Genomic DNA, 15,358 nt, shown 5'->3' on the forward strand with positions numbered 1-15,358 from the left:
GGTGACGGAGCGCCGGGGGTTACCCGAGCGAGCCCTCCATCTCCAGTTCGACGAGCCGGTTGAGCTCGACGGCGTACTCGATGGGCAGTTCCTCCGTGATCGGCTCGATGAAGCCCGAGACGATCATCTGCTTGGCGTCGTCGTCGTCGAGGCCGCGCGACTGCAGGTAGAACACGTCCTCGTCGCCGATCTTCCCGACGGTCGCCTCGTGAGCCACGTCGACCTTCGACTCGTTGATCTCCATGTACGGCATGGTGTCGGAGGTCGACTCGTTGTCGAACATCAGCGCGTCACACTCGACGGCCGTCGAGGAGTTCTCGGCGCCGTCGGCGATGTGGACGAGGCCGCGGTAGTTGGTGCGGCCGCCGTCCTTCGAGATCGACTTCGACTCGATGGTCGACTTCGTGTCCGGCGCGTTGTGGTACACCTTCGCGCCGGTGTCGATGTTCTGGCCCTCGCCGGCGAATGCGATGGTGATGTGGTTGTCGGAGGCGCCGCGCCCCTTCAGGATCGTCGAGGGGTACAGCATCGTCGCCTTCGACCCCATCGACCCCGAGATCCACTCCATGCGCCCGCCTTTCTCGGCGATAGCGCGCTTCGTGTTCAGGTTGTACGTGTTCTTCGACCAGTTCTGCACCGTCGAGTACTGAACGTGCGCGTCCTCGTCCACGAAGACCTCGACGCCGCCGCAATGCAGATTGAACTTCGAGTACTTCGGGGCGGAACAGCCCTCGATGTAGTGGACTTCGGAGTTCTCCTCGGCGATGATGAGCGTGTGCTCGAACTGACCCATCCCCTCGGAGTTCATCCGGAAGTACGCCTGCACCGGCATGTCCACAGTGGTGTTCTCGGGGATGTACACGAACGAGCCGCCCGACCAGATCGCGCCGTGAAGCGCCGCGAACTTGTTGTCGCTCGGCGGGACGCACTTCGTCATGAAGTGCTCGCGGACGAGCTCCTCGTGCTCTTGGACGGCCTCGTCCATGTTACAGAAGATGACGCCCTTCTCCTCCCAACGCTCCTGCATGTTCTGGTAGACGACCTCCGACTCGTACTGCGCGCCGACGCCCGAAAGCGCGTTCTTCTCGGCTTCGGGGATGCCCAGCTTGTCGAAGGTGTCTTTGATCTCGTCGGGGAGCTCCGTCCAGTCGTCGACGCCCGCGCGGACGTCCACGTCGGGGCGGATGTACGGGACGATCTCGTCGACGTCGACCTCGCTCAGGTCCGGCTGACCCGGCCAGTCGGTCGGCATCGGCATCTCCTGGAACTGCTCGAGAGCGCGAAGGCGCCGCTCCAGCATCCACTCGGGCTCGTCCTTGTCCTCGGAGATCGCGTGGATCGTCTCCTCGGTGAGTCCCTTCTCCGCCGCGAACGCCGACTTCTCCTCCTTCTTGAAGTCGAAGCGGTCCTCAGTGTCGGTCTCCTTCAGGTGGTTCTGTTCTGAACTCATGTGTGGATAGTGTTTACGAGTGTATACTCATTAGCCTGTTCAGTAACCACCATTGGTTACGCCGCCTCGTAGACTTCCTCGCGGACCCAGTCGTACCCCTTGTCCTCGAGTTCCTCGGCGAGCTCGGCGCCGCCGGATTTGGCGATCTTCCCGTCGATCATCACGTGGACGTGATCCGGCTCGACGTAGTCGAGGATGCGCTGGTAGTGGGTGATCTGGAGGATGCCGGTGTCCTGCTCGTCGCGGAGGGCGTTGATACCCTTCGAGACGTCCTGCAGGCGGTCGATGTCCAGCCCGGAGTCGATCTCGTCGAGCACGGCGATCGATGGCTCGAGGATCGCGGCCTGCAGCACCTCGTTTTGCTTCTTCTCGCCGCCGGAGAAGCCGGCGTTGAGGTAGCGCTCGGCGAACTTCTCGTCCATGTCGAGCAGCTCCATCTTCTCTTTCAGGAGCTGCTGGAACTCGGCGACGCCGACGTCGCCGTCGTCGGTGGGCCCCTCCATCGGGGAGGTGTCGTAGCCCGAGTCGTCCTCGGCGTCGGCGTCGGCCTCCTCGTCGGCCTCCTCCTCGAAGAGCTCCTCGCGCTCGTCGAGCTTGGCGTTGAGCGCCTGTCGGAGGAAGTTCACCATCGTCACGCCCTCGATCTCGGCCGGATACTGGAACCCGAGGAAGATGCCGAGCGCCGCGCGCTCGTTGGGTTCGAGATCGAGCAGCTCCCAGGTGAGGTCATCCTCGTCGAGCTCGGCGTCGATGTCCTCGACGTCGGCCTCGGAGAGCGTCAGCGTCACTGACCCGCCGGAGACCTCGTAGGCCGGGTGACCCGCGATTACCTTCGCTGTCGTCGACTTTCCGGACCCGTTCGGACCCATCAGGGCGTGGATCTCGCCGTTGTTCACTACGAGGTCGACGCCCCGGAGGATCTCTTCGCCCGTCTCTGCGACCTCCGCCTGGAGATTTTCGAGTTCGAGTGTGGCCATGTTCGTGGATACGCCTCTACGGGTGAATGGGGTCGTTCGACCCATGAAGGTTTCGCATCCACACGCGTGTGGTTCTCACGAAGAAAAAATCATTTTTCGTATCCGAAAGCAACCCGGGAGTGGGTGCCGCGATCGCGTCACATGAAGCTGCCGAGTCCGGTCTGTTCTTGCCCGCTTTTGACCTCCTCCCAGGACATTCCGAGCGCCTCGATGATGCGAGCGATCGGGCCCTTGAGCGTCTTGTCCAGCATCTTGTCCCAGTCGACCGCGAACTCCTCGGGCACCTCGTCGGCGTACTCGAAGCAGATCACGTCCGGGTCGCGCTTGAACTCGCCGTACAGAGGGTCGGTCTGCGGGTCGAGTCCGCGTTCGTTCTCCATGCGGGCCCAGAAGTCCGGGTGAACCTTCTCCAAGTAGAGGCGCTTGGGCTTGGACCCGCGCTGGAAGTTCGTGCCCAGCATGAGGTTCGCGTACTTCGCCCCTCGAACCTGGGCGGTGTCGGTGTCGTAGCTCTCCAGACGCTTGCCGATGCCGCCGGGGATCCCCACTTCGTCGAGGTCGGCGTCGCCGTCGAGGAAGTTCTGGATCTCTTCGTGCAGGTAGTCGGTGATCTCCTCGGTGTCCTCCCCGTGGACGATCATCTCGATGACGCGCTTTTGCACGCGCTTGGTGACGGGTGCGATGTCCGAGCGCTTGTACTCGAAGCCGGTGATGTCGATGTCGTCGACGTCCTTGCCCTCCTTCCAGACGATGTGGCCGGCGTAGCGCTTCTTCTTGCCCGCCTGGAAGAATCTGCGATACAGCTTCTCGAACTCGATCTCGAACCGGTGCTCCTCGGCGTCGAGCTCCTCGCTCGCGAAGTCGTCGTAGCGGCCGTTGATATGCTCCTCGACGTCCTCGGAGAGCCGGATCACGGCCGCGATCCGAAGCAGTTCGCGGTCGGACATGTCGGGGTGCGCCGCCGCCATCCCCTCGGAGACACTCGCGTCCTCGACGTCCTCCGTCGAAACGTCATCTAGACTTAACATAACCGAATCGGTGTCCCCGTATGTCACATCTCTATTTAGTTCGTTCACCGCCTGTTCGGTGAACTCGATGACGCGTCGCCCCATCGCCGTGATGGCGGCGGCGTTCTCCTTGTCGTACAGACGGAAGCGGTCCCATCCCGAGACGCCGTACAGCGACTGCCCGACGAACTGGAACGTCCCGTTTCGACCCGCGAGGAGCGTGTGATTGTCCGCGACGGTGACACAGTACACACCGTTCTCTGCGGAGCTACGGTCGCTGCTGCGGTGCATCCTGAGCGTGTTCTTGGAGCTCTCGGTGCAGTAGATCCGCCAGGATCCGCTGTCACGATTGTAGTTCGTGGTCAGTCCGAGGTGGGCACAGAGGCGGAGCACGTCGTCGCGGAGTCGCTCGCTCGACGTGGTGTAGCGCCACGAACTCCCCGACTGGCGGTCGCCGTCTCCGGCGATGAGCGTGTCGAGGAACCGCCGTTTCTGCTCCCCGTTGGTCTCGAAAACGAGGTCGGGGATCCGCTTCTCGAAGCTGTTCTCGCCGCACAGTTCCTCGAGCGCCTCGCCGAGGAGCTTCGACGTGAACTGGTAGCCACGCTCGTCGACGTACGTATCGAACCCCATCCGTTCGAGGAGGTCGCCGATCGCGGCGTGGTCGGACTGGCCGCCGTCGGGGGCCGCGGTCTGCGCTATCTTGACCGTCGTCGCGGAGCCACGCAGGTTATCTCCGAACGCCTTCTCCTCGGAGGTGTAGACGTTCCCTTCCGTGATGTACCACGCCAACAGATCGAGGAAGTCGTCCCCGTCGTACGTCCGCGGGATCCACTTCCGATTCGGCTCGCTGTGGACGGAGAACTCCGAACAGACGGAGTCCAGGTACTCCCGGTGTTGCTCGAACTCCTCGGCCGAGAACACGTAGCCGGTCGTACCGAGGTCGTTCCTGACGACCTTCCTCGGGTAGTATCCGAGCTCGGCCGCGAGCGTGTGGCCGTGAACCTCGTTGTTCGCCCACACCTCGTACTCGCCGTCGAGCAGGCGCGTGAGGTCGACCTCGTCGACGTCTTCCCCATCCGGGCCCGACCAGTCGTGGGGGAGCTGATAGTTCGTCGCGCGATCGAGGTCGCCGGCCTCGACGAATCGATAGTCGTCCTCGTCCCACGAGATGCCGTTCGACTCGTCTTTCCTGACGAGCATCCGGTGGTTGGGCGTGACGCGGAAGTCGATCTTGTCCGTCTCGATGTCGACCAGCTCGTCGTCGTAGTCGGGATACGCGTGCGTCTCGACGACCGGCTTGGATTCCATCTCCATCGTCTCCGGGTCGAGCGAGTACACCTCGTCGCCGACGTCGAGGTCGGTGATATCGCGGACGCCGTCCGGCGTGACGACTTCGGTGTCCGGGGTGAAGCAGTTCATGATAACCTTCGTCGCGGCCTGCTGCCGGTCGTACTGCTCGTACGCGTCCGACCCGGGGTCGTGGTCGTCGCGCTCGCCCTTCAGGCGCTCGCGCTCGGTGAGCAGTTCGTCGACCATCTCGCGCATCATCCCGTCGGGCTCCTTGCGGAACCGCGTGCCGTTTGGCGCCCGGTACGTCTCGCCGTCGAAGGACTCGGGGTCGTCGACGATCGTCTCGGGGCTGGCGTTGATCGTCACCATGCACATCGGGTAGAGGCTCTTCAGGTCGAGCACCGACACCATCTCCTCGACGCCGGAGATCGGCTCGAAGACGGCGCCGCCCTCGAACTCCTCGCTCGCCTGTTGTCCCTTCGTCGGGAGGACGAACTGGCCGAAGGCGTTGTGCAGGACGTACATGTCGACCGCGTCGCCGGGGGTCGGCGCGTCCTCGAGCTGACAGCCGACGAACTTGCGCGCGTCGTCCCAGAACGCCACGATGTTTTGCTTGCGGTCGATCTCGACGCACAGCTCCACGTCGCGGACGTTGTACTTCAGCAGGCGCTCGGGCTCCTGCTCCCACAGGTCGCCGATATCGCCCGTGTACCGTTCCTTCCCGACGTCGAGTTCGAGTTCGCCGACCGCGTCGAGGCGGTACGACTCCAGCTCGGAGAACTGCGTGCGCTGGTAGGCGTACAGGAGGTCGAAGACGACACGGCCCTTCACGTCTGGACCGCCCCAGCCGGAGCGCCACGTCTCGTTCACACGGGAGAGACGGTCGGGAGAGAGGTCGTACTCGCTGGCGCCGTCGAGCACCTCACAACGGTCCATGAAGTACGGCGCGTCGAAGTCCTCGAAGTTCCAGCCCGTGAGCACGTCCGGGTCCGTCTCATCGATGTACGAGACGAACGCGTCGAGCATGGCGTCCTCGTCGGCGAACGTCCGTACCTCGATGTCACTGTCGGCCCCGCCGATCTGCTCGTAACCGTCGAGCGCGGCGGGAGCGTCGACACCGCCGACGGGCGCGTCGTACAGCCACGCGACGTACTCGTCGCGATAGGAGTCGTGGGAGGTGAGACAGACGATCGGCTCTTCGCCGTCCTCGGGGAAGCCGTTGCGGTCGTCGACCTCGATGTCGAAGGTGTTCACCCGGATATCCGCCTCGACATCCGCCGGTTCGAGGTGGTCGGGCGTCACCTGCAGTCGGCCTCGGCCCTCGCCCTCGCGCGCGTCCAGTCGGCGTTCCTCGACGCGTACCCCCGAGGTGACGCCGTGATCGATGAGAAAGCGGTTCGGGAACAGGATGTCCGCCTCGTACGTGCGCTCGAAGTCGTCGCGGATCTGGCCGACGTCCCGCGGCGTGCGCGCGACGACCTTCGACACGGGTTCGCCGCGGATGGACTCGAAGCGCTCGCCGTCCGGTCCCGTTTCACGAGTATCGAGGATCACGTCGTACTCCTCCGAGAGGGTCCGCCCCTCGATGTCGGCCGTCGGGACGTAGAAGTACGGCTCCGTTCCGAGCAAGCGGACGTGTTCGGGCTCGTTGTCGGCGGTCCGGCCGAACACGTGAACGACCGGGTACTCCTCGGCACCGGTGCCCTCGACGGTGTAGTCGACCGCGGTGACCATGAGCTCGACCGTCCCCTCGGAGTCGGGAACGACGATGTCCTCTCGGTCGACGACCGCGCTCACGTGTCCCTGCCCAGTGCCCGCGACGTGCGCCGCCTCCTCGTCGGGGCGGTCCCCGTGGCCGTTCCCGTCGTCGGCGTCCCCGCCGCCGGCGAACCGGTCGAGGCCCGACTGCGAATCGCTCATTGCCTGGCCTTTGCCGTTCGCCGGTAAAAACCTCCCTTTCGGGCACAGATCGGCCCAGTCGGCCGACCGACGCCACCGCGCCCGACGGAAGGACGCTCACCATTCGACCCGGTACTCTCGCGGTACTCGGTGTCGACGCGCCCCGATATGGCGCGATCTCTCCGTCGCGGCGACGCTGGCGAGGACCACCGCCACGGAAAGGCATATACCGTGTCATTGCATACCACGCTTCGGAGATGACCCACGCATCCGATATCCCGTTGGAGCGCTCGGGCACGAGCCCGGACGAGGCCGTCGAGACGGTCGAGGCGTACGAGGACGACGGGCGAACGGTGTTCTACGACGCGGAGAACCCGCTCGCGTGGGTGGAGGCGAGCGAGGCAGTCACGCTCGCGGACGCGACGTGACCCCCGATACCCGCTGACTACGTCGATCGCGCCGACTACGTAGTCTGACAACCCTTTTCCCGGTTGTTCGCCAACCGAGTTCCGTGTTCGACGAGGACGACGACGGGGAGCTGTTCGACCTCGAACGGCAGGCCGGCGAGGCCGAGGAGCGCGGCCCCCACGTCGACATCCCGTCGGTCGACGACCCGTCGGAATCGCTGCCCGACCCGTCGACGGTCGACCCCGCCATCCAGCAACCGTTCCTCGCGGCGGTCCTGTACGCCAACGTCGCGCTCCTTGGCATCTCACTGGGACTGATGCTCGTCGGCTTCCGCGGCGACTTGCGAGTAGGCGGTGCGGCGATCGTGATCGGCGCCCTCGCGGCCGTCCGCGTGTATCAGACGGTTCGCGCGTTCGAACAGCGTGACCGAGATGGGGACCGCGATGGACCCGAGGATCGGGACGACGAAGAGGACGCTCCCGCCGCAGTGAACGACACTCCCGCCGCTGCCGACGGCGTCACCGCCGGCGGCGACGGGAGTTCCGATCCCGGGGACACCTGACTACCGGCAGCGACATCGACACCGCCGACCGCCGACCGCCGGCACCGACACCTCTTTTCGCGCACGTCCGCTTTCGTCGGCCATGCAGTCGGTTCGGGACGCGGACGGAACGCGGTATCTGCTCGTCAAGCGATCGTCGGAGTCGAGTCTCGTTCGCGATCCGGCGACCGGCGAGGAGCGCTACGTCCCGACGGACGACCTCCGATCGGACGGGGAGTCACCGCTGTCGGCCGCCGCGGGCGGGCTCCCCGCCGAACTGCGCGGGGCGGTGCTGGCGTGTCGCGACGAGCGCGCGCTCGGACTGCTCGTGGAGTTCGCCGATCGCGGCGCGCTGTCGGTGCGGTCGCTGTTGGACGCCTACGACCTGTGTGAATCGGACCTCCACGGCCTGCTCGGGGAGTTTCGCGCGGCGGGACTGATCGCGGAGACGACCGTCGCCGGCGAGCGCGGCTACGAGCCGACCGACGAGGCGCTGGAAGTCGTTGCGCGGTTTCGGGACTGACTCCCGCCGGTTTCGAGCCTGCGCGGGAACACGTGATCAGTCGTCCGCGTGCTCGGCGTCGCGCGACGGGATCTCGACCGACGACAGCGACGGGTCGGCCAGCCGCTCGACCGTCGACCGGTTCGACGTGGGGTTCTTCTCGACGCGCACGAGCTCGTCCGCGGCGCCGACGAGTTCGTCGTCGTGGCTGACGATCAGGATCTGGCGGACGCCGAAGCCGCGCATCTCGTCGATCAGGTCCGTCAGCCGCGAGACATGCCCCGAGTCGAGGAACACCGTCGGCTCGTCGAGAATCAGCGGCGGCGTCGGCGCCGCGCCCTCGATCCCCTCCGCGAGCAGGCGGTAGATCGCACAGCGCAACGAGAGGTTGAACAGCGCGCGTTCGCCGCCCGAGAGCTGTTCGGGGTCCAGCGGCTCGCCGTCCTTCTGGTAGACGGTGAGCTCGTACTCGTTGTCCAGCTCGATGTGCGAGTAGGCGTCGTTGCCGTACACCAGCTCGAACGTCTCGTTGAGCATCCGTTCGAGGCTCTCCACGTTCGCCCGCCGAAGCTCCGCCCGGAGGTCGCCGTACATCGCCTCCAGGTCCCGCGTCTCCTCGTGGATCGCGTCCAACTCCGCGGCCCGATCCGCCAGCGCGTCGCGGCGCTCGCGCAGCGCCTCCAGCTCCTCGAGTTCGTTCTCGACGGCGCCGATCCGGCTCGTGAGATCGTCGCGTCGGTCCCGGAGGTCGGTCAGCGCGTCGTCCACCTTCTCGATGTACTCTTCGGCGTTCTCGAGCCGTTCGCGGGCCGACTCGACGCGCTCGTCGTCGAACGCCTCCCGGAGCTCGTCGCGGCGCTCGCGCTTCGTCGCGAGGAACTCCCGGCGCTCGTCGTTGCGGTCGGCGATGTCCGCACGCTTCTCCGTCAGGCGCTCGATCTCGTCGTCCGCGTCGACTATCTCCTCGCGCGTGGCCTCGACGGCGTCCAGTCGGTCGCGAGCGGTCTCGATCTCGTCGAGGTCCTCCTCGAGCGCCGCCGCGTCCGCCCGGGCGTCCTCGGCCTCCTCGGCCTTCCGATCGCTGACCTCGCGTTTCTCGGTCGCCTGTGACTCCAGGTCGTCGGCCGCCTCGCGCAGTTCGGCGGCACGCTCGCTCGCCTGCTCTATTTCGGCCTCCTTCTCCTCGATGCCGTCCTCGATCAGTTCCCGCGTATCCCCGATCTGCCCGAGCCGGCTCTCCGCCTCGAGGAGTTCCTCGGCGCGGTCGAGCTTCTCCTCGAGATCCGTCTCGCGCTCGGTCAGGTCCGCGAGGTCCGCCTCCAGCTCCTCGAGGTGTTCGCGCTCGTCGTCGAGGGCGTCCACGTGTGGGGAGCCGTCGACCGGCTGGCCGCACTCGGGACACTTCCCCGCCGCCAGCAGCTCCTCCGCCTCCTCGACGCTCGACCGGGCGGCGCTCGCCTCGTTGCTCGTCTCGCGGACCTCCGCGCGCACCGCCTCCAGTTCCTCTCGGACGGACTCGCGATGGGCGGACGCCTCGCCGACCGCGACGGGGGCGTCCTCGAACGTCGCACGGAGCTCCTCGCGCTCCGTCTCCAGCTCCGCGAGCGACTCCTCGCGCTCGGCGAGCGTCTCCGCGGCCGCCTCGGCGTCCTCGTCGAGCTCCGCCGCGCGAGTGCGCTTCTCGTCGGCGCGCTCGGCGGCGTCCTCGGCCGTCTCCGCGAGGGTCTCCGACTGGTTCGTGAGGGCGTTCGCCTCCGAGCGCGCCTCGCGAAGCTCCTCGCGGAGGTCGGCCTCGCGGTCGTCGAGCTGCTCGCGGCGCGCCTCGAGCGTCTCCGGGTCGGCGTCGTCGACGGCGACCGCCGAGAGCCGTTCCTCGAGGGTCGCCTCGGCGTCGTCGACGCGGTCGCGGAGGTCGGCGATCCGATCGCCGATCCGCTCCCGTTCGGCCTCGTCCTCGCGGATCGTCGCCTCCAGGTCCTCGATGTCCGACTCCAGCTCCGTCAGCTCCTCGCGGCGTTCCTCGTACTCGTCGAGCACGTCACGAGCGTTCTCGCGCGTGGACGCCGCCTTCTCGCGTTGCGCCTCGTAGTTCTCGATCTTCTCGTTCACCTCCGCGAGCGTCGACTCCAGCGAGTTGAGGCGGCCGTGCAGGTCGCGGTCCTCCTTCTCGGCCACCTGTTCCTCGACGCTCTCCAGCGCGCCCCGCGTCGTCGAGCGCACGTCCTCGACGCCGAGTCGGGCGTCGCCGGCGCGCTCGCGGTACTCCTCCAGCGTGCCGAGCTGGAGGAGGTCGTCGATCATGTCCTGGCGCTCGGTCGGCGTGGCGTTGATCAACTTGTTCACCTCGCCCTGGCGGACGTACGCGCAGTTGACGAACGCCTCCGCGTCCATGCGCAGCAGGTCCGAGACGAACGCCCGCACGTCCGTCGCGCCGTCGCGGTGGACCGACTCGTCGTCCGATTCCAGGGTACACGTCGTCGTCTGGATCTGTTCGCCGTAGCGTTTCAGCTCCCGGCGCACGTGGTACGACAGGCCGTCGTGGCTGAACCACAGTTCGACCTCGCTCTCCTCGGCGCCGTTGGTCACGACGTCCGCCAGCGTGCCGTCGAGCGCCTTCGAGCCGTACAGCGCGAAGAAGCACGCCTCCAACAACGAGGACTTTCCGCTGCCGTTGAGCCCGTGAATGACCGTCACGCCGTCCGAGAGGCGGAGGTCGGTGTCGGCGTACGGCTTGAAGTTCCGCAGGCGGAGGCGGTCGAAGATCACCGCGAATCACCCAGCGTGAGCTGTCCGTCGTCGTCCGAACCTTGCGGGCTCCCCGCTCCCTCCGCGTCGCCCGCGCCGTCGTCCTCATCCGCATCGTCGCCCGCGCCGTCGTCCTCATCCGCATCGTCGCCCGCGCCGTCGTCCTCATCCGCATCGTCGCCCGCGCCGTCGTCCCCGTCGAACCGCGCCTCGATCCGTCGGTTCACCTCCTCGCGGACGTTCGAGTCCGGGAGGTCGCCGCGGACCACGTCGTCGACCTCGCGGGCCGCGTCGGACAGGTCGAGGTCGCCGATCCGCTCGCGAACCGCCTCGTCGGGGTCGGTGAAGCTCACCGACAGCTCCGCCTCCGTCTCGACCTCGCGGCGGTCGGTGACGCGAGCGATGAGCGCGCCCCGCTCGGCGGCGAACTCCTCGACGGCCGCCGGCGCGATCGGCTCGCCGTCGCCGGTGATCCGGACGATGACGACCGCGTCCGCCACGTCGCGCTCGCGGACGCGGTCGCGGACGCGGTCGAGCCCCTCGCCCTCGCCGAGTTCCACGTCGACGAAGACGAACGGACGCGTCTCCAGCGTGCGCCGGCGGATGTCGACAGGGTCGTCGCCGTCGGCGGCGTCCGCCCCGAGGCGAACGAGGTTGTAGCCGCGGGGGTCGCGCTCGGTCGCGGAGGCGCGCTCGGTCGACCCGCAGTAGGTCACCCACGCGCCCTCGACCTGCGCGGTGTCGGCCGCGTGGTTGTCCCCGAGCAGGACCGCGTCGAAGTCCACGGTCGACTCGCGCAGCACCGCCTCGGTGTCCCAGTCGGCGTACGCGAACGGCTCGAACAGCCCGTGGCTCACCAACACCGCGACGTCGGCGTCGTGGGGTGCGAACTCGTACTCGAGGGCGTCGCGCCGGCTCTCGGGGACGTGATCGAGGCCGTAGAACGCCGTGTCGCCGATCACGGTGGGCTCGTCGCCCAGTCGGGTCGCCAGCCCCATCGACTCGAACAGGTCGAGCCACTGGCCCCCGCGCGTGGACTCGTGGTTGCCGACGACCGCGAGGAACGGGATGTCGGCGTCGTCCAGCGTCCGGAGCGCGGAGAGCACGCCGAGCAGGTCCGGGAGGTCCGGACGACGGTCGTGGAACAGGTCGCCGGCGTGGACGACCGCGTCAGGGTCGTCGCCGGACTGCGTCCGGCCGCTCGCGGAGCTTTGCTCCGCGCTGTCGGCGTCGACCGCGTCGGCGACGACACGCTCGAAGGCGTCGAGGAAGTCCGCTCGCCGCTCGGGCGAGTGGTACTGGCGGTACCCGATATGGGTGTCGCCGGTGTGGATAACCCGCGTCATCAGTTGTCTCCCGGTTGTTCCGCCGCCGGCATATGCCTATCGCGAGCGGGGTGAAAGTGGTCCGCGGGATCTGCGGGACCCTCAACGTCGACGGAGCCCGCAGGGTCCACGGATCCTGCGGGAACCGCGTCCCGGTACGCCGCCCGATAGCGTTCGATCGCCTCGACGACCGCACGAGCACGGCGAGCCAACGCCGGATCGGTGACCGCCTCCGCGACCGTCTCCGTCCGACGGAAGCCGTCGTCGTCCGCGAACGCCGCCGCAGTCCCGACGGTCGCCAGCGCCCGTTCCGCCTCGGCGACGAGGTCGCGCTGTGCGTCAGTCGCCTCCGGGGTCGAGCCGCCGCCGTCGCCGGCGCCACGGGGCGAGTCGGTTGCCAACGCTCGAAGCGCCTCGCGGACCCGCTCGGCGGAGGGAGCCTGTCCGGCCATCGACGCTACTGGTGCCGGCATCGTATTTCAACCCTCGTGGACGTTCCCCGTCGCGGAAGGCAAGACACACCTACGGCCGTGCGAACCCGTGTGTATGCGGATCGGCGTCGGCTCCGGCAATCCAGTGAAGCGCGCGGCGACCGAACGGGCGGTGGCGGGCACGGACGGCTTCGGCGACGGCGCGGTCGTCGAGGCGTGCCCCGTCCCGTCGGGCGTGTCCGAGCAGCCGTTCGGACACGACGAGACCCGGACGGGCGCGGCCAACCGGGCGACCGCGGTGCTCGATACGACCGCCGAGGCGTACGATCTCGGCGTCGGGATCGAGGGCGGCGTCGCGGAGTACGAGGGCGGTGACGGACTCTTTCTCGTGATGTGGGCGGCCGTCGCCGACGGCGATCGCGTCGGGGTCGGTACCGGTCCGAGCCTCGCGTTGCCCGGAGGCATCGCGGCGCGCGTCCGCGACGGCGAGGAACTCGGGCCGGTGATGGACGACGTGCTCGGGGAGTCGGACGTGGCAGAAAAGCAGGGCGCCGCGGGCGCGCTCACCGGCGGCCGTGTCGACCGGACCGACGCGCTCCGGACCGCCGTGGCGGGCGCGCTCGGCCCGTTCGTGACGGACCTGTACTGAACGGACTGCACGCACCGGCAGCGCGAACCCTCGGTGGGGGCGCTCAGTCGCCGTCGGTCGCCAACTCGGTCCCGTCGCGCTCGGCCTCCTCGTCCAGTTCCGCCGTCTCGTCGACGGCGTCGGTGAGCGAGACGTTGAAGCCGATCATCGACGCGACGCCGCCGACGACGGTGACGGCGTTCTTGACGGCGTGGTCCAGGACGGCGGCGGCGAACGCAACCGCCGCGGGCACGCCGCCGAGACCGACGACGAGCGCGGTGAAGGCGGCCTCGTACAGCCCGATACCGCCGGGCGACAGCGGGAGCACCTTCGCGAGGTTGCCGACGGAGACGGCGAAGAAGCCGACGACGACGAGCTGTGCGAGCGTCATGGCGTCCGTCGCCGCGGGGAACGCCGACAGCACGAGCAGCGCCGTCACCACGTCGAGCGTCCACACGAGCACGGAGACGCCGCCGACGCGGGCGAACGACGCGCGCGTGCCCGCCACCGTCTGCACGCCCGCGGCGAACTCCTCGATCACGCCGGCGACGTAGTCGACGTACGAGTCCGAGGAGAACCGCGAGACCACGTCCCGGACGTAGTTGCGATCGCTGCGGGCGGTCGCGACGATGAACAGGAGGCTCGCGACAGCGGCGACGCCGACGAGGGCGGCGACGCGAACGGCCGTCGAGACGGCCCCGGCGGAGACGCCCGGGACGTTCCCGGACACCGCCGTCGCGACCGCGCCGGCGCCGTCGGTGACGAGCAGCCCCGTCAGCACCGCGCCCGCCATCGCGGTGATCGTGAGCAGGTCGAACACCCGCTCGGCCGCCAGCGAGGCGAACCCGGTCGGGTACGGGATCCCGCGTCGGGCCTTCACCACGTACGCGCGCACCGCGTCGCCGGCGCGGGCCGGGAACACGAGGTTGCCGGTCTGACTGATGAACACCGCGCCCGTGAGGAAGCCAAGGCGCTCGCGGTAGCCGAGTTCCTCGAGGATGTCCCGGTAGCGCAGCCCGCGCAGCGGCCACGAGACGAGGTACACGAGCGTGGCGGCGGCGACCGGGACCGGATCTGCGCCCTCGAACGCCGACAGCACCGCCGACGGGTCGAGGTACACCGTCATCAGCGCGAGCGCGGCGACCGTGAGAACCGCCCCGGCCGCGACGGTCCGCGTGCGGGTGATCCGCGGCGACACCGACAGCTGCCACCACAGCCTGACGACCTGACTCCCCATCCCGAACACGTCGCGCACGAGGTCGACCTTCGAGTCGCCCTTCGGCTCCCAGTCGACGGGGAACTCCGCCACCCGCAGGCCGCGTCGCTGGGCGCGGACCAGCAGTTCCGTGTCCCAGAACCAGTGATCGTCCTCGACGGCGTCGTGCAGTTCCTCGAACGCCTCCCGCGAGAGCGCCTTGAACCCGCACTGGTGGTCCCGGAGGTCCGAGCGGAGCACGGTCCGCACGAGCAGGTTGAACCCGCGCGAGGGGACGCCGCGCTTCGCGGGTCGGTCGGCCTCGTCGCCGGGGATCCAGCGCGACCCCGTCGCCACGTCGTACCCCTCGCGGTCGATCTTCGCCACCAGTTCCTCCAGGTGGCGCATGTCCGTCGCGAGGTCCGTGTCGAAGTAGACGAGCGTGTCGCCGGCCGCGCGCTCGAACGCGAACACCAGGGCGCCGCCGCGACCCAATCGGCGATCGCTGTGGAAGTGCTTCACCCGGTCGTCCTCACGAGCGAGGCGGTCGGCTATCTCGGGGGTTCGGTCGTCACAGCCATCCTCGGCGACGATCACCTCGAACGCATCGGCCGAGAGGAACCCCTCCAGCGTCTCGACGGTCGTCCGGACGGTCCCCTCGATGGTCGCCGCCTCGTTGTACGCGGGGAGGACGACGCTGACGCGGGTCCGGTCGGCGCCGGTACCGTCGGCGCCGTCGGGATCGGAACCGGGGCCATCGACCGGACTACTCATTACCTCCTCGGTGGCCGGCCGCCGGGTAAGAACCTTCTGTCATTCCAGCGGCTCGCCGGCGTGTTAGGCGACCGTACCGACGCGGCCGACCCGGACCGCCGATCGCGGTCGTGTTCGCTCGCTGATCGACGGACGCCACCGTGTTAACCCCACGTACCAAACCCCCTTTGAGTCGATAGCCCG

At 68.1% G+C, this 15,358-nt stretch carries 11 protein-coding genes; 4 read left to right on the forward strand and 7 right to left on the reverse strand.

Annotated features, from left to right (window positions below):
- Window positions 1–19: 19 nt before the first annotated feature.
- From sufB to K6T25_RS02990, 3 genes are all read right to left on the reverse strand, one after another.
- Complete coding sequence (gene sufB / locus K6T25_RS02980) at window positions 20–1,450, reverse strand: Fe-S cluster assembly protein SufB (protein ID WP_222916387.1); 1,431 nt, start codon at window positions 1,448–1,450, stop codon at window positions 20–22.
- Between the two features lie 56 nt (window positions 1,451–1,506).
- Window positions 1,507–2,427 (reverse strand): ABC transporter ATP-binding protein, encoded by a 921-nt coding sequence (locus K6T25_RS02985; protein ID WP_222916388.1) that lies wholly within the window; start codon window positions 2,425–2,427, stop codon window positions 1,507–1,509.
- Window positions 2,428–2,564: 137 nt separating this feature from the next.
- Window positions 2,565–6,647, reverse strand: coding sequence for a DNA polymerase domain-containing protein (locus K6T25_RS02990; RefSeq protein WP_222916389.1), 4,083 nt, complete (start codon window positions 6,645–6,647; stop codon window positions 2,565–2,567).
- Between the two features lie 236 nt (window positions 6,648–6,883).
- Between K6T25_RS02990 and K6T25_RS02995 the strand changes: the two genes are divergently transcribed.
- From K6T25_RS02995 to K6T25_RS03005, 3 genes are all read left to right on the forward strand, one after another.
- Window positions 6,884–7,054 (forward strand): DUF7331 family protein, encoded by a 171-nt coding sequence (locus K6T25_RS02995; protein ID WP_222916390.1) that lies wholly within the window; start codon window positions 6,884–6,886, stop codon window positions 7,052–7,054.
- Between the two features lie 83 nt (window positions 7,055–7,137).
- Window positions 7,138–7,596 carry a DUF7322 domain-containing protein gene (locus K6T25_RS03000; protein WP_222916391.1) on the forward strand — a complete coding sequence of 153 codons (459 nt, stop codon included), beginning with the start codon at window positions 7,138–7,140 and terminating at the stop codon, window positions 7,594–7,596.
- An 82-nt stretch (window positions 7,597–7,678) separates the two neighbouring features.
- The gene (locus K6T25_RS03005; RefSeq protein WP_222916392.1) at window positions 7,679–8,098 is read left to right on the forward strand and encodes a DUF7346 family protein; all 420 of its coding nucleotides are present in this window, start codon (window positions 7,679–7,681) and stop codon (window positions 8,096–8,098) included.
- Window positions 8,099–8,134: 36 nt separating this feature from the next.
- Here K6T25_RS03005 and rad50 read toward each other — a convergent pair whose 3' ends face one another.
- Genes rad50 through K6T25_RS03020 form a run of 3 tightly spaced genes read right to left on the reverse strand, consistent with a single transcriptional unit; the run spans window position 8,135 to window position 12,620 of the window.
- A complete protein-coding gene (gene rad50, locus K6T25_RS03010) occupies window positions 8,135–10,843 on the reverse strand; it encodes a DNA double-strand break repair ATPase Rad50 (RefSeq protein WP_222916394.1) in 2,709 nt (902 codons plus the stop codon).
- Window positions 10,840–12,168 (reverse strand): DNA double-strand break repair protein Mre11, encoded by a 1,329-nt coding sequence (gene mre11 / locus K6T25_RS03015; RefSeq protein WP_222916396.1) that lies wholly within the window; start codon window positions 12,166–12,168, stop codon window positions 10,840–10,842. The genes rad50 and mre11 overlap by 4 nt, the downstream gene beginning before the upstream one ends.
- Window positions 12,168–12,620, reverse strand: a complete 453-nt coding sequence (locus K6T25_RS03020) for a DUF7966 family protein (protein ID WP_222916398.1) — start codon at window positions 12,618–12,620, stop codon at window positions 12,168–12,170. Before K6T25_RS03020 ends, mre11 begins: the two co-directional genes overlap by 1 nt.
- 73 nt (window positions 12,621–12,693) lie before the next feature.
- Between K6T25_RS03020 and yjjX the strand changes: the two genes are divergently transcribed.
- Window positions 12,694–13,227, forward strand: coding sequence for an inosine/xanthosine triphosphatase (gene yjjX, locus K6T25_RS03025; protein WP_222916400.1), 534 nt, complete (start codon window positions 12,694–12,696; stop codon window positions 13,225–13,227).
- A gap of 43 nt (window positions 13,228–13,270) precedes the next feature.
- Here the strand turns inward: yjjX and K6T25_RS03030 are convergent, their stop codons facing one another.
- The gene (locus K6T25_RS03030; RefSeq protein ID WP_222916401.1) at window positions 13,271–15,175 is read right to left on the reverse strand and encodes a flippase-like domain-containing protein; all 1,905 of its coding nucleotides are present in this window, start codon (window positions 15,173–15,175) and stop codon (window positions 13,271–13,273) included.
- Between the last annotated feature and the right edge of the window lie 183 nt (window positions 15,176–15,358).

The organism is Halobaculum rubrum (assembly GCF_019880225.1).
GTDB classification, from domain to species: domain Archaea; phylum Halobacteriota; class Halobacteria; order Halobacteriales; family Haloferacaceae; genus Halobaculum; species Halobaculum rubrum.